The sequence below is a fragment of the Streptomyces tibetensis genome (assembly GCF_007655005.1).
Lineage (GTDB): Bacteria > Actinomycetota > Actinomycetes > Streptomycetales > Streptomycetaceae > Streptomyces > Streptomyces tibetensis.
Genome location: NZ_SZVW01000012.1, coordinates 159,031 through 182,412, shown reverse-complemented (window position 1 = coordinate 182,412; position 23,382 = coordinate 159,031). Strand labels below are relative to the sequence as shown.

Sequence of the window (23,382 nt, the reverse complement as noted above, 5' to 3'; positions counted from 1 at the left end):
TCAGGACGCGGGGCGCGAATCGATCGGGCGAGAAGCGGCCGTCGCCTCACCGGCCCCGGGCTCCTCCACGGGCGAGCCCGGGGCCGTCAGCGCGTGCGCCACCCCTCCCACCACCCCCGACAGCAGGAAACTGCAGTCCACCCCGCCGGTAAGTGCCAGCAGCGGCCCCTCGTACGACGGCAGGGACACCGCCAGGACGCCCACCGTCGCCCCGGCCGCCCAGGAGAGGGTCGCCGGGACGTTCCAGCCGGAGCGGTACCAGTAGACGCCGCCCCGGGCGCGGCGGTTGAAGACCTGGAGGGCGTCCGCGTCGTAGACCCCGCCGCAGCGGGCGAAGCCGATGAGGGTGATGACCGCCCAGGGCGTGCCGATGGCGGTCAGGAGCAGCACGAAGGACGTCATCGCGTCCTGAGCGGTCGAGTAGTAGTGCCCGGCGAAGACACACACCGTGGCGACCACGGCCGCGAGCAGCCAGGTGGGCCAGAACCCGCCGAGCAGATAGCCGCCGGTCTCCGGCAGTGCGGCGGCGGTGAAGCCGGGGGCGTAGGCGATCACGCCGAGCGCCAGCAGGGCCGTCATGCCGAACGCCAGCACGCGTGACATCGCCAGCAGGACCCGGTAGCCGTGGACGGCGCCCGCGACGGTGGCCGCGGCGAGCAGCCCGTAGATCACGCCGTACGAGATCCCGCCCTGCGGCAGTCCGGCCAGCCGGCCCAGCACAGTCACCATCACGTCCCCGCCGATCCACACCGTCAGCGCGGTGTAGCCGAGGGCCAGCAGCAGCCCGACCACCGATCCCACCAGCCGCCCGCGCACCCCGAACTGGGCGCCGGAGGAGGTCGACAGGTTGGTGCCGGTGCGCAGCGAGACCAGTGCCAGCGGGGCCGTGAACAGCACGCCCACCACCGTGCCCGCGAGCACCGCGCCGACCGACGACCACCAGTCCAGGCCGAAGGACGGCGGCAGCCAGCCGAAGACGATCACGCCCAGGCAGAGGTTGGAGCCGAGCAGGATCGAGACGAGATCCCGCGGCCCGCTCGTGCGTTCCCCCTCCGGGATGGTGTCGACTCCGCGCTGTTCGATCGGCATGCTGGTCTCCCTCGGTTAGAGCGACGTTCAATGTGCTGGGCGAGCAGGTCTGGCGTCAACCTTCCGGGCGTGGGAAATTTATGTTTAGAGTGTTGCTCTAAAAGGAGGGAGTGACATGCGGCTGACCCCGACCGAACGCGACCGGCTGCTGCTCTTCGGCGCCGCCGAGCTCGCCCGCGCCCGCAGGGCCAGAGGGCTGAGGCTCAACGTCCCCGAGGCGACCGCGCTCATCGCCGACACGGTGTGCGAGGCCGCCCGGGACGGCAGGCGGCTCGCGGAGGCGGTCGAGGCGGCCCGGTCCGTCCTGGGGCCCGACGACGTGCTGCCCGGCGTCGCCGACGTGGTCACCGAGGTGCACGTCGAGGCCGTCTTCGACGACGGTTCCCGCCTCGCGGTGGTCTCCGACCCCATCGGCGGCGGCTCGGGGCCGGACGCCCCGGGCGCCCTGCTGCCCGGGCCGGACCGTCCCGAGACCGAGCCGGCCGAGCGGCTCACGGTCACCAACACCGCGACCGTGCCCGTCTCGGTGACCTCCCACTTCCACTTCTTCGAGGCCAACCCCCGTCTCGACTTCGACCGCGGCCGGGCCTTCGGCATGCGACTGGCCGTGCCCGCAGGGTCGTCCGTGCGGTTCGGGCCGGGGGAGAGCGCCGAGGTCGCACTGGTGCCGATCGGGGGCGCGCGGATCGCGATCGGGTTCGCCGGGCTCGTCGACGGGCCGCTGGACGCGCCTGGCGTGAAGGAGGAGGCGCTGCGGCGGGCCGCCGCCTGCGGCTACCTCGGTGTACCGCGAACAGCCGATCAGGAGGTGGAGCGATGAGCCGCCCGGGAGGCCACCCCGCCGAGGCCCGCCGCCTCACCCCGCACGAGTACGCCGCCACCCACGGGCCGCGCGCCGGTGACCGCCTCCGTCTCGGTGACTCGGGGCTGGTCGTCCGGGTCGAGTCCGACTCCCAGCTCCACGGCGACGAGTTCCTCGCCGGGTTCGGCAAGACCGCCCGCGACGGGCTGCATCTCAAGGCCGCCGCGGTCCGGGAGACCTGTGACGTCGTGATCAGCAACGTCGTGGTGATCGACGCCGTGCAGGGCGTCCGGAAGGTGTCCATCGGCATCCGCGAGGGCCGGATCTGCTCGATCGGGCGGGCCGGCAACCCCGACACCCTCGACGGGGTCGACGTCGTCGTCGGCACGGGCACCTCGATCGTCTCCGGCGAGGGCCTCATCGCCACCGCCGGCGCGGTCGACACCCACGTCCACCTGCTGTCGCCGCGCATCATGGAGGCCTCGCTCGCCTCCGGCGTCACCACGGTCATCGGGCAGGAGTTCGGGCCGGTCTGGGGTGTCGGCGTCAACTCGCCCTGGGCGCTGCGGCACGCGTTCAACGCGTTCGACGCCTGGCCGGTCAACATCGGCTTCCTGGGCCGGGGTTCCTCCTCCCGCGAGGCGCCCCTGGTCGAGGCCCTCGCCGAGGGCGGGGCGAGCGGCTTCAAGGTGCACGAGGACATGGGCGCCCACACCCGGGCGCTGGACACCGCCCTGCGCGTCGCCGAGGAGCACGACGTCCAGGTGGCCCTGCACAGCGACGGGCTGAACGAGTGCCTGTCGGTGGAGGACACCCTGCGCGTGCTGGAGGGCCGGACCATCCACGCCTTCCACATCGAGGGCTGCGGCGGTGGGCACGTCCCCAACGTCCTGAAGATGGCGGGCGTGCCGAACGTCATCGGCTCCTCCACCAACCCGACCCTGCCCTTCGGCCGGGACGCCGTCGCCGAGCACTACGGCATGATCGTCTCGGTCCACGACCTCAAGACCGACCTGCCCGGCGACGCCGCCATGGCCCGCGACCGCATCCGGTCCGGCACCATGGGCGCCGAGGACGTCCTGCACGACCTCGGCGCCATCGGCATCACCTCGTCGGACGCGCAGGGCATGGGGCGCGCGGGCGAGACGGTCCGTCGTACGTTCGCCATGGCCGGGAAGATGAAGGCCGAGTTCGGCGCCCCCGACGACGAGCACGACAACGAGCGCGTCCTGCGCTACATGGCCAAGCTGACCATCAACCCTGCCCTCGCACACGGCCTCGCGCACGAGGTCGGATCGATCGAGACCGGCAAGCTCGCCGACATCGTGCTGTGGCGGCCCGAGTACTTCGGCGCCAAACCGCAACTGGTGCTGAAGGCCGGCTTCCCCGCGTACGGCGTGGTCGGCGACCCGGGCGCGGCGACCGACACCTGCGAACCCCTCGTCCTCGGGCCGCAGTTCGGCGCGCACGGGGCGACACCGGCCGACATCTCGGTGGCGTTCGTCGCGCAGGCCGCGCTCGACCAGGGCAACGACACCATGCCGACCCGGCGGCGCAGGGTCGCCGTGCGCGGCACCCGCGGTATCGGCCCGGCCGACCTGCGCCTCAACTCCCGTACCGGAGCCGTCGACGTCGACCAGCGCACCGGCCTCGTCACCCTCGACGGCGAGCCGCTGCGCTCCGAACCGGCCGAGTCCGTCTCCCTCAACCGTCTCTACTTCCTCTGAGGATCAACGATGTCCGCAGCCGCCGACGGCTACCACATGCCCGCCGAATGGGTTCCGCACGAGCGCACCTGGATGGCCTGGCCGGGCCCGAACCAGACCTTCGACGACCCCGGGGAGCTGGCCGCCGCCCGGGTCGCCTGGGCCGCGGTGGCCCGGGCCGTGCGCCGCTTCGAGCCGGTGACGGTGGTGTGCGGGCCGGGGCAGTCGGGCGAGGCGCGGGCGCTGCTGGGCGAGGGCGTCGACATGGTCGAGCGGGAGCTCGACGACGCCTGGATGCGCGACATCGGTCCGACCTTCCTGACCGACGGGAAGGGTGAACTAGCCGCCGTCGACTGGACGTTCAACGGCTGGGGCGCCCAGGAGTGGGCCCGCTGGGAGCACGACGCGAAGATCGCCGCACACGTCGCCGACCTCGCCGGGGCACGGACGTACGCCTCGACGCTCGTCAACGAGGGCGGGGCGATCCATGTCGACGGCGAGGGCACCGTCCTGCTGACCGAGACCGTCCAGCTCGGCCCGGAGCGCAACCCGGGCTGGTCCCGCGAGCAGGTCGAGGCCGAGATCCACGCCCGGCTCGGCACCCGCAAGGCGATCTGGCTGCCGCGCGGTCTGACCGGCGACTATCCTCCCCATGGGCTCGGCACCCTCGGCCACGTCGACATCGTCGCGGCCTTCGCCCGCCCGGGCGTCGTCGTCGCCCACTCCCAGCCGGACCCCGCCCATCCCGACCACGAGGTGACCAAGGACGTCATCGGCCTGCTGGGATCGCAGACGGACGCGCGCGGACGGCGACTGGAGGTCGTCGAGGTCCCCGCCCCCACCGTCCTGGAGGCCGACGGCCACTGGGCCGACTACTCCTACATCAACCACTACCTCTGCAACGGCGGCGTGGTGTTGTGCGGCTTCGACGACCCGCGCGACGAGATCGCGGCCGGCATCTTCCGCCGCCTGTTCCCCGAGCGCACCGTGACCCTGGTGGACGCCCGTACGATCTTCGCGGGCGGTGGCGGCATCCACTGCATCACGCAGCAGCAACCGAGGATCTAGGAGCACACATGGCCGGTGGGCGACGGCAGGCCCCGCCCCGCGAGGACGTTCTCGCCGCGGCCATGGAGATGATCGCCGAGCGCGGCCTGGAGAAGCTCACCATGGCGGCGCTCGGCCGCGAGGTCGGGATGAGCAGCGGCCACCTGCTCTACTACTTCGGCTCCAAGGACGAGTTGCTGCTGCGCACCCTGGAGTGGAGCGAAGGCCGGCTCGGGGTCGAGCGGGGGCGGCTGCTCACCCGGACCGCGCCCGCCCGCGAACGCCTCGACGCCTATGTCGACCTGTACGTCCCCGACGGCCACCGCGACCCGCACTGGACGCTGTGGCTGGAGGTCTGGAACCGCTCGCAGAACGCCGATGAGGACGCCCGGGACCGGCAGGCCGCCATCGAGGGCGCATGGCACCGCGACCTGGTCGCCCTGCTCGCCGAGGGCATCTCGCGGGGCGAGTTCCGCCGCGTCGACCCGGACCGGTTCGCCGCCCGGCTGCGGGCCCTGCTGGACGGCTTCGCCATCCACGTGGCGATCGGCCTGCGCGGCACCGACCGGGCGCAGATCCTCCTGCACGTGGGCGAGTTCCTTGCCGACAGCCTCCTCGCGGACGGCTGAACGCACGCCCGGGTTGTACTCAATACGGTGGATTGACCCTCTGGCCCGTGGTGATGTTGGCTCTGTGCAGCCCTCGGCGCGGGGCCGGGGGAGAAGCGTCCACGGGGAACACCGGGGCTCAGGCCTCGGGCGCGCCCCGGGAACAACAGGGGGAAACAGCACATGACCAGCACCATGAGGGCCACGTCCGGCGTGCTCGGCGTGGCCCTGGCCGTCACGCTCGGCATGGCCGCCGCGCTGCCCGCGACCGCCGCGCCGGCGCCGCCGCGCACCGAGAAGGCGAGCGTCGCCCCGGACGGCACCGACGGCAACGCCCCGTCCCGGGGGCCGAGCCTCAGCGCGGACGGCCGCCGTCTGGCCTTCGTCTCCCACGCCGACAACCTCGTCGCCGGGGACACCGACGGCGCGGCCGACGCGTTCGTACGCGACCTGACGACCGGCACGACCCGGAGGGCCGGCGGTTCGGTGGACGGCTCCGTCGACGATGTCGCGCTGAGCGGCAACGGCCGGTACCTGGCGTTCAGCGTCATCGATCCCGGCGACGGACTGAGCCACATCTGGGTCGAGGACCTCAGGACCGGTGCCGTACAGCGCATCGAGGACACCGTCGCCCCGGGCTACGACGCCGGCCGGCGGCCCGCCATCAGCGCCGACGGACGCTACGTCGCCTTCGTCGCCGAGCGGTCCGCACCCGCGGAGGGGGAGGACCGCTGGGGCCGCGTCTACCGCGTCGACCGCACCACCGGCAAGGCCGTCCGCATCAGCCAGGTGCCCGCCGGGGGCGAGCGCAAGACCGCCGCCACCAATCCGTCCATCAGCGCCGACGGCAAGCGCGTCGGCTACCAGTTCTTCGTCCCGCACCCCGCCTCGGGCGACTGGAGCGACGCATACGTCCGCGACGTCCCGAGCGGCGAGCTGATCCAGGCCGACCGTGCCCCGGACGGCCTGACCTCCGACGGGCAGACCGAGTTCCCGCAGATCAGCGCGGACGGCCGGTACGCGGTCTTCAACTCGCTCGACTCACGGCTCACCCCGGGCGACACCAACCGGGGGCACAACGTCTTCGTACGCGACCTGAAGACGGGCGCTTTGCGCCGGATCGACGCCGGCGACCCGGCCGCCTTCACCGCGTATCCGCAGCTCAGCGCCGACAACCGCCACCTGGCCTTCGCCTCGGCCGACCCGGGCGACACCAACCGCACGACCCGGGCCTACGTCCGCGACCTGCGCACCGGTCGCACCACCCTGGCCAGCCCGGACGCGCAGGGCGGCCCGAACGACCAGAGTGTGTCCGCCCCGGTGATCGACCGCGACGGCCGCACCCTCGCCTTCGGCAGCTCCTCGCCCGACCTCGTCCCCGGCGACACCTACGACACCTCGCACATCTACGTCCGTCACCTGGGGTGACCGACCGCATCCTGAGACGGTGGTGAGCGGAGCGCGGGGGGTGTGCCAGACTTCCCCCGTGCTCTCGTTCGCCATGATTATTGGCAGCAGGCGCGCCGGTCCGCAGTGACCATCACGTACGACCAGGTACGGGTGGACACCGTCGTCCTCGACCCGCGCGCAGACCTCTCGCACCCGCGAGAGGTTTTTCGCATTTCTGGCCCACCCACAGCCGGAGGCGAGAGCGCGAGGGAGTATGTGAGGGCGGTGGAGCCGGTCATTCCGGTACGACCGAGATCCCATCTCAGGAGCCTTGAGACCATGACCGAAACCAGCGAGCTCGACGATTCGTTCCACGTCTTCGACACCACCCTGCGCGACGGCGCCCAGCGGGAGGGCATCAACCTCACCGTCGCGGACAAGCTGGCCATCGCACGGCACCTGGACGACTTCGGCGTGGGCTTCATCGAGGGCGGCTGGCCGGGCGCCAACCCCCGGGACACCGAGTTCTTCGCCCGCGCCCAGCAGGAGATCGACTTCCGGCACGCCCAGCTCGTCGCGTTCGGCTCCACCCGCCGCGCCGGCACCACCGCCGACCAGGACCCTCAGGTCAGGGCGCTCCTGGAGTCCGGCGCACCGGTGATCACGCTCGTCGCCAAGTCGCACGACCGCCACGTCGAGCTCGCGCTGCGCACCACCCTGGACGAGAACCTGGCGATGGTCCGCGACACCGTGTCCTTCCTCAAGGAGCAGGGCCGCCGGGTCTTCATCGACTGCGAGCACTTCTTCGACGGCTACCGCGCCAACCCCGAGTACGCCAAGGCGGTCGTCCGTACGGCGTCGGAGGCCGGCGCGGACGTCGTCGTCCTGTGCGACACCAACGGCGGCATGCTCCCCGCCCAGATCCAGGCGGTCGTCGCCACGGTCCTCTCCGACACCGGCGCCCGGCTCGGCATCCACGCCCAGGACGACACGGGCTGCGCGGTCGCCAACACCCTGGCCGCCGTCGACGCCGGCGCGACGCACGTGCAGTGCACGGCCAACGGGTACGGCGAGCGCGTCGGCAACGCCAACCTCTTCCCGGTCGTGGCGGCCCTGGAGCTGAAGTACGGCAAGAAGGTCCTGCCCGAGGGCCGTCTGCGTGAGATGACGCGCATCTCGCACGCCATCGCCGAGGTCGTCAACCTCACCCCCTCCACGCACCAGCCCTACGTCGGCCTCTCCGCCTTCGCCCACAAGGCCGGACTGCACGCCTCGGCGATCAAGGTCGACCCGGACCTGTACCAGCACATCGACCCCGAGACGGTCGGCAACACCATGCGGATGCTGGTCTCCGACATGGCCGGGCGGGCGTCCATCGAGCTCAAGGGCAAGGAGCTCGGCGTCGACCTCGGCGGCGACCGCGAGCTGGTCGGCCGGGTGGTCGAGCGGGTGAAGGAGCGCGAACTCGAGGGCTACACCTACGAGGCCGCCGACGCGAGCTTCGAACTCCTGCTGCGCGCCGAGGTCCAGGGCAGGCCGCTGCGCTACTTCGAGGTCGAGTCCTGGCGGGCCATCGTCGAGGACCGGCCCGACGGCTCCCACGCCAACGAGGCCACGGTCAAGCTGTGGGCCAAGGGCGAGCGCATCGTCGCCACCGCAGAGGGCAACGGCCCGGTCAACGCCCTCGACCGGTCCCTGCGCGTGGGCCTGGAGAAGATCTACCCGCAGCTCGCCAAGCTGGAGCTGGTGGACTACAAGGTCCGCATCCTGGAGGGCAAGCACGGCACCAACTCCACGACCCGCGTGCTGATCTCCACGTCCGACGGTGCGGGGGAGTGGTCGACGGTCGGCGTCGCGGAGAACGTCATCGCCGCGAGCTGGCAGGCCCTGGAGGACGCGTACACCTACGGGCTGCTGCGCGCGGGGGTCGATCCGGCGCAGTAGCAGCGGGCCGGCCGGGAGCCCGGGGCGCGTGTCACATCGCGGTGTCCCGGGATCGCGGCCCCGGGACCTCGCCGCCGCGGTCGCGGCCCGGGGTCCGCTCGAGACGGAAGAGGCCCGCGGTGTGGGAGCGCTGGCCGGTGGCGGTACTGGTGGAGCGGGTCAGCTCCTCGACGCCGTCGGCCAGATAGCCGACCCACGCCGCGCCCTCGTCCTCGATGATCCGCTGCGCGTCGGTCCGCAGCCGCTCGATCACCCCGAGCAGGGCGGCCTGCTCCTTGTCGCTGGGGGAGTCGGTGGTCCTCAGGAACGCCTGCGCCCAGTCGGACTGCGCCTTCTTCAGGATCTGCTGCAGCGCCATCTCCGCGCGGATGTAGCGGGTCCAGGACGCCGAGAACCCGAAGATCCGGTCGAACAGCACACAGCCCGCGCCGCCGGCCAGGAACACGAACCCCCACTCGGGCTGCACGGTCGTGGGCGAGGCCGCGTGCACCAGCGGCGTGATCGTGCCGACTATGCCCAGCAGTGTGGCGAGCGCCCGCAGCGAACGCGACCACAGCGACGGCCCCCTGCGGCGGGCCAGATACCAGCCGATCGCCGACGTCACCTCCGCCTCGGCGTGCCGGAACAGCTCCCACAGCAGGTCGGCGCGCGTACGCGACCGGTCCAGCTCGGTCAGTTCGGACACCGTCATGTCTGCAGCCCTGCGTCGTCCGAACATGTCCCGCTCCCGCCCTCCTGGATGGCCAGGGGCATCCTAGGCGCAGCCGCGCCGACAAATCCCCGCCTCGACGGATAACCCTTTCTGCGCCGTTTCAGGTACTTTCGAACATATGAGGGCCGCACTGGTGCGTACCGTCGTACGTCTGCTGATCGTGCCGTTCGCCGCCGTACTGGCGGTGCTGCTGGCCGGTGCGCCGGGCGCGCACGCGGCCACCGACCTCTCCCAGGTCGCCCGGGAGCTGCGCGAGAGCCCCGTCTACGTCGATCCGGCCGCCTCCGGGCAGCTCGCGGCGTCGGACGCGCAGGCGCTCGCCGACAAGATCAAGGACGCCGACAAGCCCGTCTTCGTGGCGGTCCTCCCGGCCGGCTACCCCACGCAGGACCTCTTCCGGAACCTCCGCACGGAGACCGGCATCACCGGCCTGTACGGCATCCACCTCGGTGACCGGTTCGACGCCCGGGCCGACAGCTCCGTGATGAGCAGGCAGGCGGTGTCCAACCTGGTCACGGCGGTGCAGGGCGCGGGTGACACCAAGGCCCAGCTGAACGACTTCGTCGACGACGCCCTGCGCAACGTGGGCGGTTCGGCGCCGAGCAGCTGGAGCGACGGCTCGGGCACCGACGTGCCGGTCGGCGGCCTGGTCACCATCGGCGCCCTGGCGGCGGCCGGCGGCGCAGGCGCCTACGCGATGGTCCGCCGCAACCGGCGCCGCCACGAGGAGGAGCAGCGGGCCGCGCTGGAGAAGCTGCGGGTGGTCGTCGACGAGGACATCACCGCGTTCGGCGAGGAGCTCGACCGGCTCGACTTCCATCCCGGGGAGCCCGGCGCCGACGACGCGATGCGCACCGACTACGAGCGTGCCCTGGACTCCTACGAACAGGCCAAGTCCCTGATGGCGGCCGCGACCAAACCGGAGGACGTCCGGGCCGTCACCCAGGCCGTGGAGGACGGCCGGTTCTCCCTGGTCCGGCTCGCGGCCCGCCGTGCGGGCGGGGCCCTGCCGGAGCGCCGCCCGCCCTGCTTCTTCGACCCGCGCCACGGCCCTTCCGTCGCCGATGCCACCTGGACGCCACCGGCCGGCACCGCCCGGGAGGTCCCCGTCTGCGCGGCCGACGGCAGGCGTCTGGCCGAGGGCCGCGACCCGGTGATCCGCGAGGTCGACACGGACTACGGCCGCCGCCCCTACTGGGAGGCCGGACCGGCGTACGGCCCCTGGGCCGGCGGCTACTTCGGCGGCGGCCTGCTGCCCGGCCTCCTCGTCGGAACCATGCTCGGCAGCATGATGGCCGGCCCCGCCTACGCTGCCGACTACGGCTCCGGCTACGGCGACTTCGGCGGCTACGAGGGCGGCGACCTCTCGGGCGCGGACTTCGGCGCCGGCGATTTCGGGGGTGACTTCGGAGGCGGATTCGGAGGCGGGGACTTCGGTGGGGGCGGGGACTTCGGGGGCGGGTTCTGAGCGATCCCGCGCCCGGCCCGGACTCCGGTACGAGCGACTGGCCGGAGCGCGCCGGGGGCGGGTGCCCGTGCCAAGGTGCCGAGGGTGTGCCGAGCAGGGTCGCGACGCCCGGCACATACGTTCGCCGCAACCGGACACGCGGCGGGGGCGGGTGCCGGTGGCGAGGTGCCGAGGGTGCGCCGAGCGGGGTCGCGACGCCCGGCACATACGTTCGCCGCAACCGGACACGCGGCGGGGGCGGGTGCCGGTGGCGAGGTGCCGAGGGTGCGCCGAGCGGGGTCGCGACGCCCGGCGCACACGTTCGCCGCACCGGACAAAAGGCCTGGCAGCTCCGCGCCCGGCGCGCCCGTGCCGCATAGCTCAGGCTCGAAGCGTCTCCGGTCCGACGGTCCGCTCACGCTTCCGGGCGGCCACCCCGGCGACCAGGAACGCCAGCGCCACCAGACCCGCGCTGACCCCCACCGGCGCCCGGTACCCGAGCCCCGCGCCGATCACCGCACCTCCGGCCCAAGGGCCCAGCGCCGCGCCCACGTTGAACGCCGCCGTCGCGAAGCCGCCGGCCATGGTCGGCGCGCCCTGCGCCGCGTACAGCGCCCGGGCGATCAGTGTGGAGCCGACGCCGAAGGACAGGGCGCCCTGCGCGAAGACGAGCGCGAGTGCCACGGCAGGGTGCCCGGCCCCAAGGGCCAGGGCGCACCAGCCCGCGCCCAGTGCCAGGCCCCCGCCGACGAGGACCGGCACGGGACGCCGGTCGGCGAAACGCCCGGCGGCGGTCACGCCGAGGAACGCCCCGGCCCCGAACAGGGCCAGGACTCCGGGGACCCAGGCGCTGCCCAGCCCTGTTACCTCGGTGACCAGCGGCGCGAGATAGGTGAACGTGCAGAACGTCGCGCCGTTCACCAGGGCGCCCAGCAGCAGGGTGACGAGCAGCCGGGAGCGGCGCAGCGAGCGCAGTTCACCGCGCAGCGCGGGCGGCTCACCCTCGGCCGCACCACCCGGAACGGACCGCGCCACCGCGAACAGCGCGGGCAGCGACACCAGCACCACGGCCCAGAACGCGGCGCGCCAGCCCCACAGTTCGCCGAGCACGGCCCCGGCCGGGACCCCGGCGACACACGCCAGCGTCACTCCGCCCAGCAGCGTGGACGTGGCCCGCCCCTTCGCATCGGGTGGAACCATGCCCGCGGCGGCGACCAGGGCGACGGCCAGGAAACCGGCGTTGGCGAGCGCCCCCACCACCCGGGTGGCGAGCAGGACGGCGAAGCTGCCGGTGAGCGCACCGACGACATGGACCGCGAGGAACACGACGAGGAACGCCAGCAGGGCGCCGCGCCGCGGCCAGCGCCGCGCGAGCCCCGCCACGAGGGGCGCACCCACCACCATCCCGGCCGCGAAGGCCGAGGTCAGCGTGCCCGCCGCGGGGACGGACACCCCCAGGTCCCGCGCGATGTCCGGCACCAGCCCGGACAGCATGAACTCGGACGTGCCTTGCGCGAACACGGCAAGGCCCAGCAGAAGAAGAGCGAACGGCATGAAAGAACTCCGCACCGGAAGTCGACGTCGGACATGACACGTCGGACGGCAAACCGGCAGCGGAGCGGAGCGGGCGGCCTCAGCGGCCCGGCATCGGCGTCACGAACAGCCACCGGAGAGCCGGTGGCCGCACTCTGGACGCCTCGGGGCTGGACATGGACGGCAGGCTAGGCAGGCCCGGGGGACCGGGTCCACCGGTTTTCCCCGGACTCCGCGCGGGCGGCGGTCAGGCTCGTGTCCCTCCGGCCGCCCCCGCGGTGGACGATCACGACCGCGGCGAGGCAGAGGGTGAGCCCGAGGACGGTCTGCACACCGAACGGCTCCCCGAACATCAGCGCGCCCCACACCGCGGTGACCGGGGCCATCAGGAACATCAGTGTGTTGACCCTGGTGACACCGGAACGCTTCAGGATGAGCCAGTACAACCCGTAGCCACCGAACGTGGACAGTCCCACGAGCCAGGCGACCGCCACCCAGAAGTCCCCCCGGGTGGGCGGCGCGGCGGTCCCGGTGCCGAGGGCCAGGACGGAGAAGACAACCGCGCTGGTGGCGCAGTGGACGGTCAGCGACACCGACGGGGCGACCCGCGAGCGGGACCGGCCCTCCAGGAACGTCGCCGCGACCAGGGACAGCATGCCGAGCAGCGGGACCGCGTACGCCCACCACGCCACATCGCCGCCCGCCGCGGCGTCGGTCAGGGTGACCACGGCGACGCCGCTGAGTCCCAGGCCCAGACCGATCCACTGCCGGCCCGAGACGTACTGCCCCAGCAGCGGCCCCGCGAGGGCCCCGGCGACCAGGGGCTGAACCCCGTCGATCAGGGCCGTCGTTCCGCTGGAGACACCGAGCTGGATGGCCTGGTAGACACTGAGCAGATAGCCGCTCTGCGACAGCACGCCGACCACGGCCTGCCGGGTCAGGTCCCCGGCGGTGAGGCCCCGCCAGGCCGCCCGCATGACGACGGCGACGGCGACGAGGACGACGGCCAGGGGCAGGAACCGCCACATCAGGATCGTGAGCGCGGACGCGCTGCCGGCGCCGAGCTTGGCGCCGATGAAACCGGAACTCCAGCACAGGACGAAGGCGAGGGAGAAGAGGACGTTCACGACATCACAACCAGTAGACAGATCTGTTTACCTGTTCCCCGTCGACTATACAGATCGGTATAGTCGGTGTCATGGGTACCACCACACCGACCCCGCGCCGGATCACGATGACGCCCGCCGCCCGCCGGGCCCTGGCGGCCGCCGCCCGGCTGTTCTACGAGCGCGGCATCCACGCCGTCGGCGTCGACCTCATCGCCGCCGAGGCCGGGGTCACGAAGAAGACCCTCTACGACCGGTTCGGCTCCAAGGAGCAGATCGTCGTGGAGTACCTCGCGGAGCGCGACGAGCGCTGGCGGGCCTTCCTCGCCGAGCGCCTCGACGCGGCGGACCCGGACCCGCGCGTGCGCGTCCTGACGGTGTTCGACGCCTCGCGCGCCTGGGCGGAGGAGTTCAGTCCCAAGGGGTGCAGCATGGTCAACGCCCATGCGGAGATCAGCGACCCCGCCCATCCGGCCCACCCGGTCATCACCGGGCAGAAGCGGTGGATGCTCCAACTGTTCACCGCGTTCGCCGCGGAGATCGAGCCCGAGACGGCGGAGGTGACGGCCCGGACGCTCATGCTGCTGCACGAGGGTGCCCTGGTCGCCCATGGCCTGGGCGTCTTCCCCGACGCCATCGCCCAGGCCCGCGAACAGGCCCGCGCACTGCTCGCGTAGCGGACAGGAACTGTCCTGACCTCGCCCTACGGTGGCGTCATGACCACCTCCGACGGCACCGGCCCCCTGTCCTTCGAGGACGCGGCCGAACTGGACTCCTGGCTTTCCGCCGCCCCGGCGTCGCATCCCGGGCTCTGGGTCAGGGTCGCGAAGAAGGGCTCGGGCATCCCCTCCGTCAGCGCCGCAGGCGTCAACGACGTGGCCCTGTGCCACGGGTGGATCACCGGGCAGCGCAAGGGGCTCGACGAGGCGTACTACCTCCAGCGGATCACGCCGCGGCGTCCGGGCGGTCTCTGGTCCCTGGCCAACGTCCGGAGGGTCGGGGAGCTGACCGCCACTGGGCGGATGCGGCCCGGCGGGCTCGCGGAGGTGGCGGCCGCACGGGCGGACGGCCGGTGGGAGACGGCGTACGCGTCACAGAAGGAGGCCGAGGTCCCCGAGGACCTGGCGGCGGCGCTGGAGCAAAATCCCCGGGCCGCCGCGGCGTTCGCGGCCCTCGGGCGGACGGACAGGTACCTGGCGATGCTCGGCGTGCTGCGGGCCAGGACGGCGCGGAGCCGGGCCGCTCAGGTGGCGGTGGCGGTGGCGAAGCTGGAGTCGGCGGGCCCGGACAGCTGAGCCCGCACAGGCCGAACGGGCCCGACACCCCTCGGTGCCGGGCCCGAAGCCGGGTGTCAGAGGGTCGACGCCGCCGAAGCGATGGCGGAGGCGAAGGTGGAGACCTCCGTGTAGACGCCGGGAGCCTCGGGCCGGGCGCAGCCCTCGCCCCAGCTCACGATGCCGACCTGGACGAAGTTGCCGGCGTTGTCCTTGCGGAACATCGGGCCGCCGGAGTCACCCTGGCAGGTGTCGACACCGCCCGCGTCGAAGCCGGCGCAGATCTCCTCGTTCGCGACGAGGTCGCTGTAGAGGCCGCCGTAGGCCTTGCACGCGGCGTCGCTGACGAACGGCACGGTCGCCTTGAGGAGGTAGCGCTGCTGGGAGCCGCCTTCCCGGTTCGCGCCCCAGCCGGCGACGGTGAAGTCACCGGTGTTGTACTGCGTCGTGGTGGCGATCTTCAGGGTCGGCAGGTTGATGGGCTGGGCGAGCTTGATGAGCGCCCAGTCCTTGCCGGTGCCGTTGTAGCCGGGGGCGCGCAGCACCTTGGTGGAGCGGACCTGGACACGGCCGCTGGTGGACTGGAGGTCGACGACCCCCGCGGTGGCCGTGATGCTCGTGTTGTTGCCGGAGGCGCCCACGCAGTGCGCTGCCGTGAGCACGATCTGCTGGGTGTAGAGCGCGCCGCCACAGCCCATGGAGAGCCGGACCATGAACGGGAACTCGCCCTGCGCGGCCCGGGTCCCGCCGACGACGGGCGACGGGGCGGCCTGCGCGGCGGAGACGGGCTGGAGACTGGCGATCGCGAGCGCGGCGGCGCCGAGGACCGCGCATCTCTTGAGGGCCGTGAGAAGTCTCTTCAACGTGATGCCTTCCGTGGGGGGTTGACTGGGGAGGTGCAACCGAAGCATCAAATTGACGAGCACATGACAGCAGCAAGGGCAAAAAGAACGTCCATGTGCTGGCATGGACTGGTCAAAATATTGCTGCTGGATTATGAGAACGCCGACAGTCTCTGCACAAGGGGCGGGAACCGGCCAGACCGGCCCGGCGATGACTCACCGAGCCGGTCCCACGGGGCTCACACGTTCCTGATGGCCGAGATGTCGAAGTTCAGCTTGATCTTGTCGGAGACCAGGACGCCGCCGGTCTCCAGCGCGGCGTTCCAGGTCAGGCCGAACTCGGAGCGCAGGATCTCCGCCTTGCCCTCGAAGCCGACGCGCTCGTTGCCGAACGGGTCCGTCGCGGCGCCGTTGAACTCGAGGTCGATGGCGAGCGGGCGGGTGGTGCCGAGGATCGTCAGGTCGCCGGTGATCCGGTAGTCGTCGCCGCCCAGGGCCTCCACGCCGGTGGAGCGGAAGGTCATGGCCGGGAACTCGTCCGTCTTGAAGAAGTCCGCGCTCTTGAGATGGCCGTCGCGGTCGGCGTTGCCGGTGTCGATGCTGGCCATCACGACGTCGAGGGAGGCCGTCGAGCGCGCCGGATCGGTGCCGTCGAGCCGCAGCGTGCCGGTGAAGTCCTGGAAGCTGCCCTTGACGTTCGTGACCATGGCGTGCCGGGCGGTGAAGCCGATCGTCGAGTGTGCGGGGTCGATCGTGTAGTCGCCGGTCAGGGCGGCCAGCTCCGGGTTCACGGCGGTGTCGGCGGCGGTCCGGGTGTCGTTGCGGCTGAAGATGCTCATGGTGTACGCCTCCTGTGCGTGATGTTGAATGTTTAACTACTCCAACGCGACCCACCGTAGACCTATTCCGTTCAATGTTCAACATCTTCGTTGAGGCTTCCTCCGCCGCGTCTGCCGCACCCCTCTCGTTCCACCGCTTGGCGCAATCTCACGGCCCGCCGGGGTGGACCCGCCGGACGCGGTGCACGGCGGCTCTGCACCGGTCGGCCCAGGGGTCGCCGACCCACCGTGGCCAAAGCGCCCGACCCCGGCCGGTACCCGGTGCGGTGGCGGCGTCCGGCGAGACGGGGTTCCGTGTAAAGGGAGCGCATGGAGACAGACGAGACCACGGCGGACGCCCAGCGCAGGGGAGAGCGACTCGTGACACTCACCGGCTCCGGCTCGGCCCACGACCCGACGGCGGATCCCGCCCCGCGCCGCTCCACGGCCCCCGTCCCCGCCCGCGTGCACCAGTACGGGCCACCGCGACGCCTCGACCGGCGCGTGGCCCTGGTCACCGGCGCCTCCTCCGGCATCGGCGCGGCCACGGCACGGCGTTTCGCCATGGACGGCTGGCAGCTGCTCCTCAGCGGACGCGACAGGCGCCGCCTTGAGCAGACGGCGTCCGGCACCTCTGCCGTCGTACTGCCCGCCGACCTCGCCGCCCCGGACGGCCCGCGCCTGCTGGCCCAGTCCGCACTGCACACCACCGGCCGCATCGACGTCCTGGTCGCCGGGGCGGGCATGGGCTGGACCGGCCCCTTCACCGCCATGCCGCACACCGACATCGACCGGGTGCTGACCCTCGACCTCAACGCCACGCTGCACCTCGTGCGTGAGGTGCTGCCCTCCATGATCGCCGCAGGACGCGGCCGCGTGGTGCTGCTCGGCTCGGTCGCGGGCTGCGTGGGCCTGCGGGAGGAGGCGGTGTACTCCGCCGCCAAGGCAGGCCTCGCCGCCTTCGCCGAGGCACTGCGCCAGGAACTGCGCGGCACGGGGGTGGGCGTCACCCTCGTCGTGCCCGGAGCCGTCGACACGGCCTTCCACACCCGCCGCGGCAGGCCCTACGACGGCACCCGCACCGGTCTCCTCTCGCCGGGCTGCGTGGCCGGCACGATCTGGGAGGCCGTCCGGCACAACCGCGACGAGGCCTACGTCCCCACCTGGCTGACCGTCCCCGGCCGGGTCCGAGGCCTCGCACCGGGTCTGTACCGCCGCCTGCTCGACCGCTTCGGCTGAGCCGTCGTATCCGCCGAGCCGCAGTGGCCGGCCCGTGCGGCCGTTCCCCCGTTCCGGTCACTCCGGCCTGATCCACCGTTCAGGTGGCCGTCTCCCCGTGGTAGGGCATGGGCATGACTCCGCAGCGTCGCGTCTTCCCCCGCCGCACCGCCGGGGCCGCCGCCGCGCTCCGGCCCGGCCGTCGCGCCGTGCTGCTCGCGGCCGCAGCCCTCGCGGCGACCGGGGGCGCGGCGCCCGTGCACCGGCCCGCCGACGTGCCCGGTGACCCGTACGACACCCTCCGCCGCCGCTGGCTGGGCATCTCCCTCGGCACCGGCTACGACCCGACCGCCGAGCCCTACGCCGCCCGGCTCGCCGAGACCGGCGCACTCGCCCGCGACCTGCACGCGAGCATGGCCCCGACGGCGCACTCCCTCTGGCCCGGCCACCCCTTCGACCCACCGGCCGGCCTCACCCTCGGCTACGCCCGCCTGTGGACCATGACCCAGGCCTACGTCCAGCAGGGCACCGGCTCCACCGCCGACCCCGCCCTGCTCGCCGGCATCCTGCGCGGCCTCGACCACCTCTCCGCCACCGTCTACCACCCCTCCACCACCCCCTACGGCAACTGGTGGGAGTGGCAGATCGGCAGCCCCCGCCTGCTCACCGACATCACGGCAGCCCTGTACGAGCAGCTGGGGGAGGCCCGGGTCAGCGCCGCCTGCGCCGCCGTCGACCACTTCGTCCCCGCCTCGGCCCTCCGCGACTACAGCGGCACCTCCACCGGCGCCAATCGCGTCGACCTGTGCCGCTCCGTGGCCGTGCGCGGTGTCCTCGGCCGCGACCCCGCCAAGATCGCCCTCGCCCGGGACGCGCTCTCCCCGGTCTTCCCGTACGTCACCCGGGGCGACGGCCTCTACGCCGACGGCTCCTTCGTCCAGCACACCTGGGTCGCCTACTCGGGCACCTACGGCCAGGTCGTGCTCGACGGCCTCGGCCGGCTCTTCGCCCTGCTCGCCGGATCCGCATGGGAGGTCACCGACCCGAACCGGCAGATCGTCCTCGACAGCGTCGAGCGTGCCTACGCGCCGCTCCTCCACGACGGACTGGTCATGGACAGCGTCAACGGCCGGGCCATCAGCCGCGGTCACCTCACCGCCGACGACCGCAAGGTCCTGCGCAGCGACCACTACCACGGCCACCAGCTCATCGCCGCCATCGCCCTCCTCGCGGCCGGCGCGAGCCCGGCGGAACGGGACCGCTGGCACGCCCGCATCAAGGGCTGGATCGAACGGGACACCGTGAGCCCGATCCTGACGGCGCCCCAGTTCGGCGTCGCCGACCTGGCCCGGCTGCACACCATCGCCGCCTCACCCGCCCCGGCCGCGCCCGAACCCGCCGGACACCACCTCTTCCCCGCCATGGACCGTGCCGTCCACCGCGGCTCCGGCTTCACCGTGAACATCGCCATGGCCAGCGACCGCATCGCCCACTACGAGTGCGGCAACGGCGAGAACCCCCGCGGCTGGCACACCGGCGCGGGCATGGTCAGCTGGTGGTCCGGCGCGAGCGACCAGTACACGGACTGGTTCTGGCCGACCGTCGACTGGTACCGGCTGCCCGGCACCACCGTCTCCACCAAACGGCTCGCCGACCGCGAAGGCGGCGAGTGGGGCACGGCCCGCCCGGACACGCGCTGGGTCGGCGGCACCACCGACGGCAGGTACGCGGCCCTCGGCCAGCACCTCAAGGGCCTCGGCTCCACCCTGGAGGCCCGCACGTCCTGGTTCTGCGTCGAGGACGCGGTGATCTGCCTGGGCGCCGGCATCACCTGCTCCGACGGCGTCCCGGTCGAGACCGTCGTCGACAACCGCAACCTCGGCGCGTCCGGCACCCCGCGCTTCGTCAAAGGCCCCAACTGGGCCCACCTGGAGGACCACGGCGGCTGGCTCCTGCTCGGCCGCGAGCCGAAGGCGCTGCGCGAGGACCGCACCGGCGCCTGGGCCGACATCAACACCGGCGGCACGCGGGAGCGGCGCACCCGCCGCTGGCAGACCCTCTGGCTCGACCACGGCACCGACCCCGAGGACGCCACGTACGCCTACGTCCTGATGCCCGGGGCCTCCCGCCGGGCTGTCGCGCGCCGGGCCGCCGACCGCCACTGGATGTCGGTGCTCGCCAACGACCCCGGCCGGCAGGCCGTCACCGTGCCCTTTCTCGGCTGCACGGCCGCGAACTTCTGGAGGGCCGGCACCGCGGGCCCCCTCACCGTCTCCGCCGCCGCGAGCGTGCTGACCGTCGTCCGGGGCCGCACCGCTACCCTCTGCATGAGCGAACCGCCCCGCACCGGCGAGCCCCTGGAGATCGCCTGGGACCGCCCGGTCCGGCGGGTCGGCCGCGCGGACGAGACGGTCGAGGTGCTGTCCACCGGCCGCGGGCTGCGCCTGTGCGTCACTCCGGGGGAGGCATGCGCCACACATGTCTGCGAGGTGACTCTCGCCTGACCGCTTTGTATGACCCCTACAAGCGACACGCCCTCTGAGCAGTCAGAAAGGGTCAACCCCGTCAGGGTTCTGTTCAGGGGTACCAGGAAAACACGCCGGAGACTGTGAGGAGTCGACGGCTCGCATTCCTAGGTTGACTTCGTAAGGTCGCTACATGACCGTTTTGGATGAGGCGCCGGGTGAGCCGACCGACGCGCGCGGACGCGTGGCCGAACTGCACGAGATCCGTGCGCAGGCGGTGGCCGGACCGAGCGAGAAGGCGACCGCGGCGCAGCACGCCAAGGGCAAGCTGACCGCGCGGGAGCGGATCGAGCTCCTCCTGGACCCGGAGTCCTTTCGGGAAGTCGAGCAGTTGCGCCGGCACCGGGCCACGGGTTTCGGCCTGGAGGGCAAGAAGCCGTACAGCGACGGTGTGATCACCGGCTGGGGCACGGTGGAGGGCCGCACGGTCTTCGTCTACGCGCACGACTTCCGCATCTTCGGCGGCGCCCTGGGCGAGGCCCACGCCACGAAGATCCACAAGATCATGGACATGGCCATCGCGGCCGGTGCCCCGCTGGTCTCGCTGAACGACGGCGCCGGCGCCCGTATCCAGGAGGGCGTGTCCGCCCTCGCCGGCTACGGCGGCATCTTCCAGCGCAACACCAAGGCCTCGGGCGTGATCCCGCAGATCTCGGTGATGCTCGGCCCGTGCGCCGGCGGCGCGGCCTACAGCCCCGCCCTCACCGACTTCGTCTTCATGGTCCGCGAGACCTCGCAGATGTTCATCACCGGCCCCGACGTCGTCAAGGCGGTCACGGGCGAGGAGATCACGCAGAACGGCCTGGGCGGCGCCGACGTCCACGCCGAGACCTCCGGTGTCTGCCACTTCGCCTACGACGACGAAGAGACCTGCATCGCCGAGGTCCGCTACCTGCTCTCCCTGCTCCCGCAGAACAACCGCGAGAACCCGCCCCGCTCGGAGTCCTCGGACGCGGCCGACCGCCGCTCGGACGTCCTCCTGGACCTGGTCCCGGCGGACGGCAACCGGCCGTACGACATGGCCAAGGTCATCGAGGAGATCGTCGACGACGGCGAATACCTGGAGGTCCACGAGCGCTGGGCCCGCAACATCATCTGCGCGCTGGGCCGGATGGACGGCCAGGTCGTCGGCATCGTGGCGAACCAGCCCCAGGCCCTGGCGGGCGTGCTGGACATCGAGGCCTCCGAGAAGGCGGCCCGCTTCGTGCAGATGTGCGACGCGTTCAACATCCCGATCATCACTCTTCTGGACGTCCCCGGCTTCCTCCCGGGCGTCGACCAGGAGCACGGTGGCATCATCCGCCACGGCGCGAAGCTCCTCTACGCCTACTGCAACGCGACCGTGCCGAGGATCTCGCTGATCCTGCGCAAGGCCTACGGAGGTGCGTACATCGTCATGGACAGCCAGTCCATCGGTGCCGACCTCACCTACGCCTGGCCGACGAACGAGATCGCCGTCATGGGCGCCGAGGGCGCCGCCAACGTCATCTTCCGCCGCCAGATCGCCGAGGCCGAGGACCCCGAGGCCATGCGGGCCCGCATGGTCAAGGAGTACAAGTCCGAGCTGATGCACCCCTACTACGCGGCCGAACGCGGCCTGGTCGACGACGTCATCGACCCCGCCGAGACCCGCGAGGTGCTGATCAAGTCCCTCGCCATGCTCCAGACCAAGCACGCGGACCTGCCGTCCCGCAAGCACGGCAACCCGCCGCAGTAACCCTGCGGACATCTTCCTCATGGAGACTGACACCCATGGAATCGCCTGACATCCGCGTCGAAAAGGGCCACGCCGAGCCCGAGGAGGTCGCCGCCATCACGGCCATCCTCCTGGCCCGCGCCGCCGCCCGCCCCACCGACCCGACCCCGGCCCACCGCGGCCGCGTCAAGGCCGGCTGGCGCCGCCTGGAACGCGAGCCCGGCTTCCGCGCCCCGCACAGCTGGCGCTGACCCGGAACCCGAAAGAAGGCCCCTCTCGGAGGGGCCTTCTTCGGTTTGGGGGCGCGGGGCTGTATCGATATGCGGCTCCGCCGCGTGAGCGCGACAAGCCCCCGCAAACCCGCACCCGGCAACGCGACAGCCCCCGGCAGCCCTAAGGCCGCCAGGGGCTGTCCCACAGCAGGAGAACTAACGCAGTCGTGCCATCAGAGCGTGCTCGACCAGCGTGATCAGCGCCGACTTCGCATCGGCCCGATGCCGCGCGTCCGTCGTGATGATCGGGGTGTCCGGACCGATCTGGAGGGCTTCCCGGACCTCGTCCGGCGTGTACGGCTGCTGACCGTCGAAGCCGTTCAGCGCGATGACGAACGGCAGGCCGCTGTTCTCGAAGTAGTCGACGGCGGGGAAGCAGTCGGCGAGCCTCCTCGTGTCGACCAGCACGATCGCGCCGATGGCGCCGCGCACCAGGTCGTCCCACATGAACCAGAAGCGGTCCTGACCGGGCGTACCGAAGAGGTACAGGATCAGGTCCTGGTCCAGGGTGATACGGCCGAAGTCCATGGCCACCGTGGTGGTGGTCTTGTCCCCGGTGTGGGTGAGGTCGTCGATGCCGGCCGAAGCGGACGTCATGACGGCCTCGGTGCGCAGCGGGTTGATCTCCGAGACGGCACCCACGAACGTGGTCTTGCCCACGCCGAAGCCGCCAGCCACCACGATCTTCGCGGACGTGGTGGAGCGGGAAGGCCCTCCGCTAGAGCTTGCGAAGTCCACTGAGCACCCTTTCGAGCAGTGTCACGTCTGGCTGGCCGCCGGCGTTCTCGTCGCCGCCGGGCTGATGGATGGCGACCAGTCCCGCCTCCGCCAAGTCGGCGACGAGGATCCTGGCCACGCCGAGAGGGATCGTGAGGAGCGCCGAGATCTCGGCGACCGACTTGATTTCCCGGCAGAGGTTGCAGATCCGCTGATGCTCGGGCAACTGGCCCTGCATCTGGTGCGGCTGCGCAGTGGTGTGCACCAGCGCCTCGATGGCGAGCTGGTAGCGCGGGCGGGTCCGGCCGCCGGTCATGGCGTACGGACGCACCAGGGGGTTGTTCGACGCCCCGGCGGGCGCGGGCTCGGGGGTGCGGCGCTGCGGCTGCACAGGCTGGATACGCGGGGCCGGCGGCTGGTCGTACGGCGACGGGCCGGGGCCCTGCGGCGCGTACGGCTGCCGGTGGCTCGGTGCAGAGGGGAAGTTGTAACGGTTCGGGTTCTGACCACCGTCGCCCTGGCCCTGGGCAGGGCCGTACGACCAGTTGCCCGAAGACGAACCGCCTGGGGGTGTTGCCACTTTCTCCTCCTCCGACTGTGCCTGGCACCCATCGCTGTGGAGCCGCGTCCCGAAACC

The 23,382-nt window shown here is 72.2% G+C and carries 21 protein-coding genes; 13 read left to right on the top strand and 8 right to left on the bottom strand.

The genetic code is table 11. The features are described from left to right. A complete protein-coding gene (locus tag FDO69_RS21510; protein ID WP_104781482.1) occupies positions 1 to 1,089 on the bottom strand; it encodes a cytosine permease in 1,089 nt (362 codons plus the stop codon). Between the two features lie 115 nt (positions 1,090 to 1,204). Between FDO69_RS21510 and ureA the strand changes: the two genes are divergently transcribed. From ureA to cimA, 6 genes are all read left to right on the top strand, one after another. Beyond that, positions 1,205 to 1,909, top strand: a complete 705-nt coding sequence (gene ureA, locus FDO69_RS21505) for an urease subunit gamma (RefSeq protein ID WP_104781481.1) — start codon at positions 1,205 to 1,207, stop codon at positions 1,907 to 1,909. Continuing rightward, a complete protein-coding gene (locus tag FDO69_RS21500; protein WP_104781480.1) occupies positions 1,906 to 3,618 on the top strand; it encodes an urease subunit alpha in 1,713 nt (570 codons plus the stop codon). The genes ureA and FDO69_RS21500 overlap by 4 nt, the downstream gene beginning before the upstream one ends. A gap of 9 nt (positions 3,619 to 3,627) precedes the next feature. Next, positions 3,628 to 4,665, top strand: a complete 1,038-nt coding sequence (locus tag FDO69_RS21495) for an agmatine deiminase family protein (protein WP_104781479.1) — start codon at positions 3,628 to 3,630, stop codon at positions 4,663 to 4,665. Positions 4,666 to 4,673: 8 nt separating this feature from the next. Beyond that, complete coding sequence (locus tag FDO69_RS21490) at positions 4,674 to 5,273, top strand: TetR/AcrR family transcriptional regulator (protein ID WP_104781478.1); 600 nt, start codon at positions 4,674 to 4,676, stop codon at positions 5,271 to 5,273. A gap of 162 nt (positions 5,274 to 5,435) precedes the next feature. Next, a complete protein-coding gene (locus FDO69_RS21485; protein ID WP_104781477.1) occupies positions 5,436 to 6,680 on the top strand; it encodes a TolB-like translocation protein in 1,245 nt (414 codons plus the stop codon). A gap of 300 nt (positions 6,681 to 6,980) precedes the next feature. Continuing rightward, complete coding sequence (cimA, locus tag FDO69_RS21475; RefSeq protein ID WP_104781475.1) at positions 6,981 to 8,585, top strand: citramalate synthase; 1,605 nt, start codon at positions 6,981 to 6,983, stop codon at positions 8,583 to 8,585. A gap of 31 nt (positions 8,586 to 8,616) precedes the next feature. Here the strand turns inward: cimA and FDO69_RS21470 are convergent, their stop codons facing one another. After that, positions 8,617 to 9,276 (bottom strand): SLATT domain-containing protein, encoded by a 660-nt coding sequence (locus FDO69_RS21470; protein WP_104781474.1) that lies wholly within the window; start codon positions 9,274 to 9,276, stop codon positions 8,617 to 8,619. Between the two features lie 139 nt (positions 9,277 to 9,415). Here FDO69_RS21470 and FDO69_RS21465 point away from each other — a divergent pair, with 139 nt between their 5' ends. After that, positions 9,416 to 10,765: a hypothetical protein gene (locus FDO69_RS21465; RefSeq protein ID WP_104781473.1), complete on the top strand. Its 1,350-nt coding sequence runs from the start codon at positions 9,416 to 9,418 to the stop codon at positions 10,763 to 10,765. A 360-nt stretch (positions 10,766 to 11,125) separates the two neighbouring features. Here FDO69_RS21465 and FDO69_RS21460 read toward each other — a convergent pair whose 3' ends face one another. After that, complete coding sequence (locus tag FDO69_RS21460; protein WP_104781472.1) at positions 11,126 to 12,298, bottom strand: Cmx/CmrA family chloramphenicol efflux MFS transporter; 1,173 nt, start codon at positions 12,296 to 12,298, stop codon at positions 11,126 to 11,128. 167 nt (positions 12,299 to 12,465) lie between these two features. Further along, positions 12,466 to 13,404, bottom strand: coding sequence for a DMT family transporter (locus FDO69_RS21455; RefSeq protein WP_104781471.1), 939 nt, complete (start codon positions 13,402 to 13,404; stop codon positions 12,466 to 12,468). Positions 13,405 to 13,475: 71 nt separating this feature from the next. On the opposite strand from FDO69_RS21455, the gene FDO69_RS21450 reads away from it, so the two are divergent. Then, positions 13,476 to 14,060 carry a TetR/AcrR family transcriptional regulator gene (locus FDO69_RS21450; RefSeq protein WP_104781470.1) on the top strand — a complete coding sequence of 195 codons (585 nt, stop codon included), beginning with the start codon at positions 13,476 to 13,478 and terminating at the stop codon, positions 14,058 to 14,060. 39 nt (positions 14,061 to 14,099) lie between these two features. Beyond that, positions 14,100 to 14,678 carry a YdeI/OmpD-associated family protein gene (locus FDO69_RS21445; protein ID WP_104781469.1) on the top strand — a complete coding sequence of 193 codons (579 nt, stop codon included), beginning with the start codon at positions 14,100 to 14,102 and terminating at the stop codon, positions 14,676 to 14,678. A gap of 56 nt (positions 14,679 to 14,734) precedes the next feature. Here the strand turns inward: FDO69_RS21445 and FDO69_RS21440 are convergent, their stop codons facing one another. Both FDO69_RS21440 and FDO69_RS21435 read right to left on the bottom strand, forming a co-directional pair. Beyond that, positions 14,735 to 15,520: a S1 family peptidase gene (locus FDO69_RS21440; protein ID WP_104781468.1), complete on the bottom strand. Its 786-nt coding sequence runs from the start codon at positions 15,518 to 15,520 to the stop codon at positions 14,735 to 14,737. 218 nt (positions 15,521 to 15,738) lie between these two features. Next, positions 15,739 to 16,338 carry a YceI family protein gene (locus tag FDO69_RS21435; RefSeq protein ID WP_104781467.1) on the bottom strand — a complete coding sequence of 200 codons (600 nt, stop codon included), beginning with the start codon at positions 16,336 to 16,338 and terminating at the stop codon, positions 15,739 to 15,741. Between the two features lie 360 nt (positions 16,339 to 16,698). On the opposite strand from FDO69_RS21435, the gene FDO69_RS21430 reads away from it, so the two are divergent. The 4 genes from FDO69_RS21430 (at position 16,699) to FDO69_RS21415 (ending at position 22,007) form a co-directional block, all read left to right on the top strand. Further along, positions 16,699 to 17,556, top strand: coding sequence for an SDR family NAD(P)-dependent oxidoreductase (locus tag FDO69_RS21430; protein ID WP_104781586.1), 858 nt, complete (start codon positions 16,699 to 16,701; stop codon positions 17,554 to 17,556). Positions 17,557 to 17,669: 113 nt separating this feature from the next. Further along, positions 17,670 to 20,039 (top strand): polysaccharide lyase 8 family protein, encoded by a 2,370-nt coding sequence (locus tag FDO69_RS21425; RefSeq protein WP_104781585.1) that lies wholly within the window; start codon positions 17,670 to 17,672, stop codon positions 20,037 to 20,039. Between the two features lie 154 nt (positions 20,040 to 20,193). Further along, positions 20,194 to 21,777: an acyl-CoA carboxylase subunit beta gene (locus tag FDO69_RS21420; protein WP_104781466.1), complete on the top strand. Its 1,584-nt coding sequence runs from the start codon at positions 20,194 to 20,196 to the stop codon at positions 21,775 to 21,777. A 35-nt stretch (positions 21,778 to 21,812) separates the two neighbouring features. Continuing rightward, positions 21,813 to 22,007, top strand: a complete 195-nt coding sequence (locus FDO69_RS21415; protein ID WP_104781465.1) for an acyl-CoA carboxylase subunit epsilon — start codon at positions 21,813 to 21,815, stop codon at positions 22,005 to 22,007. A 177-nt stretch (positions 22,008 to 22,184) separates the two neighbouring features. Here FDO69_RS21415 and FDO69_RS21410 read toward each other — a convergent pair whose 3' ends face one another. Continuing rightward, entirely contained in the window at positions 22,185 to 22,766 is a 582-nt protein-coding gene (locus FDO69_RS21410) for a GTP-binding protein (RefSeq protein ID WP_014675207.1), read from the bottom strand. Further along, the gene (locus tag FDO69_RS21405; protein ID WP_029181511.1) at positions 22,747 to 23,325 is read right to left on the bottom strand and encodes a DUF742 domain-containing protein; all 579 of its coding nucleotides are present in this window, start codon (positions 23,323 to 23,325) and stop codon (positions 22,747 to 22,749) included. The genes FDO69_RS21410 and FDO69_RS21405 overlap by 20 nt, the downstream gene beginning before the upstream one ends. Between the last annotated feature and the right edge of the window lie 57 nt (positions 23,326 to 23,382).

Excerpts from the sequence above, each read along its gene's own strand:
- FDO69_RS21460 (WP_104781472.1), bottom strand. The coding sequence starts at position 12,298 with ATGCCGTTCGCTCTTCTTCTGCTGGGCCTTGCCGTGTTCGCGCAAGGC.
- FDO69_RS21490 (WP_104781478.1), top strand. The coding sequence starts at position 4,674 with ATGGCCGGTGGGCGACGGCAGGCCCCGCCCCGCGAGGACGTTCTCGCC.
- FDO69_RS21470 (WP_104781474.1), bottom strand. The coding sequence starts at position 9,276 with ATGACGGTGTCCGAACTGACCGAGCTGGACCGGTCGCGTACGCGCGCC.
- FDO69_RS21450 (WP_104781470.1), top strand. The coding sequence starts at position 13,476 with ATGGGTACCACCACACCGACCCCGCGCCGGATCACGATGACGCCCGCC.
- FDO69_RS21495 (WP_104781479.1), top strand. The coding sequence starts at position 3,628 with ATGTCCGCAGCCGCCGACGGCTACCACATGCCCGCCGAATGGGTTCCG.
- ureA (WP_104781481.1), top strand. The coding sequence starts at position 1,205 with ATGCGGCTGACCCCGACCGAACGCGACCGGCTGCTGCTCTTCGGCGCC.
- FDO69_RS21510 (WP_104781482.1), bottom strand. The coding sequence starts at position 1,089 with ATGCCGATCGAACAGCGCGGAGTCGACACCATCCCGGAGGGGGAACGC.
- FDO69_RS21465 (WP_104781473.1), top strand. The coding sequence starts at position 9,416 with ATGAGGGCCGCACTGGTGCGTACCGTCGTACGTCTGCTGATCGTGCCG.
- cimA (WP_104781475.1), top strand. The coding sequence starts at position 6,981 with ATGACCGAAACCAGCGAGCTCGACGATTCGTTCCACGTCTTCGACACC.
- FDO69_RS21445 (WP_104781469.1), top strand. The coding sequence starts at position 14,100 with ATGACCACCTCCGACGGCACCGGCCCCCTGTCCTTCGAGGACGCGGCC.
- FDO69_RS21425 (WP_104781585.1), top strand. The coding sequence starts at position 17,670 with ATGACTCCGCAGCGTCGCGTCTTCCCCCGCCGCACCGCCGGGGCCGCC.
- FDO69_RS21420 (WP_104781466.1), top strand. The coding sequence starts at position 20,194 with ATGACCGTTTTGGATGAGGCGCCGGGTGAGCCGACCGACGCGCGCGGA.
- FDO69_RS21500 (WP_104781480.1), top strand. The coding sequence starts at position 1,906 with ATGAGCCGCCCGGGAGGCCACCCCGCCGAGGCCCGCCGCCTCACCCCG.
- FDO69_RS21415 (WP_104781465.1), top strand. The coding sequence starts at position 21,813 with ATGGAATCGCCTGACATCCGCGTCGAAAAGGGCCACGCCGAGCCCGAG.
- FDO69_RS21485 (WP_104781477.1), top strand. The coding sequence starts at position 5,436 with ATGACCAGCACCATGAGGGCCACGTCCGGCGTGCTCGGCGTGGCCCTG.
- FDO69_RS21435 (WP_104781467.1), bottom strand. The coding sequence starts at position 16,338 with ATGAGCATCTTCAGCCGCAACGACACCCGGACCGCCGCCGACACCGCC.